5 protein-coding genes and 3 pseudogenes are annotated in these 4552 nt (G+C 39.9%); 6 read left to right on the top strand and 2 right to left on the bottom strand.

Annotated elements, in window-relative coordinates:
- The 5 genes and pseudogenes from FTU19_RS15900 to FTU19_RS15920 form a co-directional block, all read left to right on the top strand.
- Positions 1-98 (top strand): annotated as a pseudogene (locus FTU19_RS15900) (IS1 family transposase); the annotation flags it as partial.
- A 68-nt stretch (positions 99-166) separates the two neighbouring features.
- A pseudogene (locus FTU19_RS15905) lies at positions 167-612 on the top strand (SRPBCC domain-containing protein).
- A gap of 124 nt (positions 613-736) precedes the next feature.
- Entirely contained in the window at positions 737-1075 is a 339-nt protein-coding gene (locus FTU19_RS15910) for a zinc ribbon domain-containing protein YjdM (RefSeq protein ID WP_180131880.1), read from the top strand.
- 115 nt (positions 1076-1190) lie between these two features.
- Positions 1191-1553 (top strand): 5-carboxymethyl-2-hydroxymuconate Delta-isomerase, encoded by a 363-nt coding sequence (locus FTU19_RS15915; RefSeq protein WP_180131883.1) that lies wholly within the window; start codon positions 1191-1193, stop codon positions 1551-1553.
- A gap of 389 nt (positions 1554-1942) precedes the next feature.
- Positions 1943-2386 (top strand): nuclear transport factor 2 family protein, encoded by a 444-nt coding sequence (locus FTU19_RS15920; RefSeq protein ID WP_159123697.1) that lies wholly within the window; start codon positions 1943-1945, stop codon positions 2384-2386.
- Between the two features lie 113 nt (positions 2387-2499).
- On the opposite strand, the gene FTU19_RS15925 is transcribed toward FTU19_RS15920, so the two are convergent.
- On the bottom strand, positions 2500-3267 hold the full coding sequence (locus FTU19_RS15925) for a hydroxymethylpyrimidine/phosphomethylpyrimidine kinase (RefSeq protein WP_180131886.1): 768 nt from the start codon (positions 3265-3267) through the stop codon (positions 2500-2502).
- Positions 3268-3525: 258 nt separating this feature from the next.
- On the opposite strand from FTU19_RS15925, the gene FTU19_RS15930 reads away from it, so the two are divergent.
- Positions 3526-4173, top strand: a complete 648-nt coding sequence (locus FTU19_RS15930) for an HAD family hydrolase (protein ID WP_180004020.1) — start codon at positions 3526-3528, stop codon at positions 4171-4173.
- Between the two features lie 268 nt (positions 4174-4441).
- On the opposite strand, the pseudogene FTU19_RS15935 reads toward FTU19_RS15930, so the two are convergent.
- Positions 4442-4552: pseudogene (locus tag FTU19_RS15935) on the bottom strand (IS982 family transposase); the annotation flags it as partial.

Raw genomic sequence — 4552 nt, forward strand, 5'->3', positions numbered from 1 at the left:
GCGGTTTTAGAAGGAGTTGTAATTTTTCAAAAAAGATTGAAAACCATTTTAAAGCTTTCGACTTAACCTTTTTTTACATCAATAATGGCTTCATTTAATGTCAGCATACTTTTTGAAACACCACCAATAATCTTTCAGTAAGAACAAGAAAAAAAGGTAGGCTGAAATGAGTTATACCCTAAAAATGCATCGCGTATTCAGTGCGCCACCGGAACGGGTGTACCGGGCCTTTATTCATCCAGATGCTATTGCAAAATGGCTAGCACCGCATGGCTTTACTGCCAGAGTTGAGCATGCCGAAGTCAAACCGGGAGGCAGCTATAAAATCACCTTGACCAATTTTGCCACTGGTACCCAGCATCATTTACATGGCACCTATCATGAAGTTATTCCTAACCAGTTACTGCGCTATACCGATTGCTTTTCTACACCTGAGGTCAAAGGTGAAATTGAAGTCACGCTCATCTTTGAAAAAGTGTCTGTAGGCACCAGCCTGCATATTATTCAGGTGGGTTATCCGGATCTGGTACCGCCATCTGCATGCCACTTAAGCTGGCAGGAGTCATTGCAACTTTTGTCCTGCTGGTCAATCCACATATTTTGGATGGTTAGGTTCAGTTAATTAAGTTGAGCGGGAGATCCTTTTAAAGCTTGAGCATGAGCCCACCCAAAGATGCTATAATTCAGCTTTAATTTTTTGTTTTTTCTTTTATTTTTTTATTTTGTTGAGGTTGCTATGACTCTACCACAATGCCCAAAATGCCAGTCTGAATATACTTATGAAGATGGTGACTTGTTGATCTGCCCAGAATGTGGACATGAGTGGAAAGAAGGGGAAGCAACTGAGGAAACCGTGGTCATCAAAGATGCGCATGGCAATCTGCTGGCTGATGGCGACACAGTTACGGTGATTAAGGATCTTAAAATTAAAGGATCTTCTTCAGTGGTTAAAGTCGGGACTAAGGTCAAAAATATTCGTCTATTACCCGATGCAACTGATGGACATGATATTGACTGTAAAATTGATGGCATTGGCGCCATGAAGCTCAAATCTGAATATGTGAAAAAAGCCTGATACATTCTTATACGAATGAGTGCTTTCGGTCTTCGGGTTTGAAGGTTTATGCTTATTCCTCAAACTCGAAGATCAATCTCTTCTGATTGCCATATCATGCCTGGATCTATGCTTTATGCCTCATCTTCATCTTGAATATTCAGATAATATTCAGCAGCTTGAAACCCGACCTTTAATGTTGGCAATTCACCAGGCCTTATTTAACGCCGGTTATATTAATGACGCGAATGATTTAAAAAGTAGGGCGATTGTACAGCAGGATTTTGTGATTGGACTAGAGCAGGAGACAGATCAGGCTTATGTGCATGCCAAAGTTTCTCTCCTGACTGGTCGTAGTCTGGCCATCCGACAAGCTATTTCCAAGCTGGTACTTCAGGTCATGCAGCAGCATATTGTCTCGCAGCCGGGGCTAAAGATTCAACTCTGTGTTGAAATTCTGGAAATGGACAAAGAAACTTACACTAAAGCTATTATTTGATTTTTTTAGATTGAAGTGAGGACTAGGAAATAAAGTTTTCTGAGCTCCTCTCTTTATCTTGAATACATCAGAACTTAATAAAAAATTGAGAAGTATCAAAGCGATTTTGAAATATAAAGAACGATAAATAAAACTAGAGCATGAAAATTTAAATAATCAGTCAAAATTCACCTGATTATTGCAGTTGATCAGAAAATTTTGCCTATAATTAAAAAAATAGTGTAATTTTAGGTATTAGGTCACACTTTTGACCTGATATATGGGGGATGGGTAAAACCAGGACCCATTCACATAATTAAAAATAATGAAAAACAAGAAAGACTGAAAGTAATGAGATGCTTGAAATCTCGGTTTTCAAGTCTGAATAAAACCTTATAGAGAGGTATTCAATGAAAATAATAGGGGAAGAATGTCTGGCTCAGGAAGTCAGGACATTTTTACAAAAATGGGATCAAGCTATTTGTTCACTTGAATTCAGCGAAATTCGTCAACTTTGCCGACCAGATGTCTGTCTGATTGATATTAGCTCCGAACTGAAAGGGATCGAGGCTTATCAGGCTGCATGGCAACAGTACCGCCCATATATGCGCAACAATGGTATGCGCGTTGAACGGAAGGAGGTCACCATTCAGGTCAATAATGACATGGCTTTCGTATATGGTTATGTCCGGATTGCCTATGCGGCGATGGAACGATATTTTCCTTTGCAATGGTGCCGCTTCAGCATGGTCTTGAGCAAGCAGCAAGATCAGTGGCAATTGCATTATCAACATATTTCTGTTCCTGTTCAGGAGAAAACTGAAAAACTGCGTCCTGTGAAACTGGCAGGTTAAGGCGCAAGTTTTAAATTTCATTGAAACAAGATTATCACGTCTATTTGTCCATTCTTGAATAGAAATCGCCATAAAAAAGCCTGAATCGTTCAGGCTTTTTTATTTAGGGGAGATTAGAAACGTTTTGGAATGCGCTGACCATTCGGTACCGGAATTTCCGCATTTTTTAATACACCAAATAACCAGGTTTCTGCATGTTGTACGGCTGTTTTCAACTGTTCACCCAAGGCTAGACGTCCGGCAATGAAACTCGCCAGTGAACAGCCTGAGCCATGATATTCACCTTCCAGGCGCGGACAACGGGTTTCGTTGATCAATTCACCCTGAATATATAGACGGTTCTGGATATAGTCGGGAGTATCTTCGTGGCCACCTTTAACAAGAATCGCGTGGGCACCCATTTCGAACAGTTTCTGCGTGGCTTGATCTAAATCCTGCTCACCTGTCAGAGCGCGCAACTCGACTGTATTTGGAGTTAAAATCGTGGCTAGCAGAATCAGTTGTTTAAACGCTTTGACCAGTGTGGCTTGATTGCCGAGTGAGCCACCACTATTGGCTACCAGCACTGGATCCAGTACATACTGATAGTCCGGATGCGCAGTTAGAAATTCTGCCAGTGCTTCAATATTTTCAGTCGTTCCCAGCATGCCTGATTTAACACAACGAATCGGCAGATCCTTTACCACAGCATTGGCCTGAGCCAGCAGTAATTCCTTTGAAGTTGCTTCAAAACCAAAGACCTGTTGTGAGTTCTGGATAGTCAGGGCTGTACAGGCTATTGCAGCATGAGCACCACTTTGACCGATGGCTTCAATATCTGCTTGAAGGCCTGCTCCCCCTGAAGGATCTAAACCTGAAAAGCAAAGTACGGTAGGTCGCAAAATGATGTCCTTCATTCACTAAAATTGCCTTAGTATAGGCAAATTTATTCAAACTCTCGATATTAATTTCTATCACTTGCAAGAACGGTCTGTCAGGCAAAATTTCGTATGTTTTATCTGATCAAAATATAGAGTTGATTACCCTGAAAATGGGCATTCTTGGCTTGTTTTTATGGCCTAATAATTGCTTTAGGGTAGACAAATCTGGCTATACTCACGATATGAATTGATGTCGGCTGCAAACATAGGGGACAAGGTGTGATTCAGAATATTTTAATTGACTTGGATGGTACATTAACTGATCCAAAAGTGGGGATTACGACTTCTGCCCGCTATGGTCTGGAAAAGGTGGGTCATCCGATCAGTGAAGACACGAATATTGACTGGATTATCGGGCCTCCTCTAAAAGCTTCGCTAGCCAAAATTCTGAATGTAGATGCGGATGATACCCTGGCTGAACAGGCACTAATGGCATATCGTGAGCGTTTTGCAGTGACTGGCTTATATGAAAATCACGTCTTTGAAGGCGTAGCTGAAACTCTGGCGGAACTTAAACGCCGTGGTTATCGCCTGTTTCTCGCAACAGCAAAACCAACCGTTTATGCCAAACAGATTCTGGAACATTTTAATCTGGCCCAGTATTTTACTGAGATTTATGGCAGTGAGCTGAATGGTGATCGGACCAATAAAGGGGAACTGATTCAGTATATCCTGGAACAACAAGGCATACAGGCTGATCAATGCATTATGGTGGGGGACCGTGAGCATGATATTTTTGGTGCCCGCCATAATGGGATTGAGTCGATTGCAGTCAAATACGGCTATGGTTCAGAAATTGAATTACAGCAGGCACAGCCTAAATATACGATTGAGAACTTTAGTCATTTATTAGACTATTTAAAATAATTTTTTATTTTCATTAAAAATAAAATGCTTCTATGTTTAGGAGCATTTTTTATATTCATTATTAACAATAATTTTTAACTTCACCTTTTGAATAGAAATCTGTTTTATTGCGTTAACTTGATTAATTGTTTGTATACTTTTGTTCTAATATTTTTCATGCTTACATAAATATAATAATGCATTTTATGTGATTAATGTCATATTTTAATGAACCTATTTGATTATAATTCACAAAAACATATTTTCCATATTTTAACCCGAATCCTGCTTAAGCCGATGACTTCATAATTTGAATTGTTGGCTTATTTTTATGGATCAGTTGATATGCACACAAGGACGCGTAAATCCCTCCTAGAAATCCATGAACACTACGTGCTTT

The organism is Acinetobacter sp. YH12072 (assembly GCF_013419565.1).
Classification (GTDB): Bacteria; Pseudomonadota; Gammaproteobacteria; order Pseudomonadales; family Moraxellaceae; genus Acinetobacter.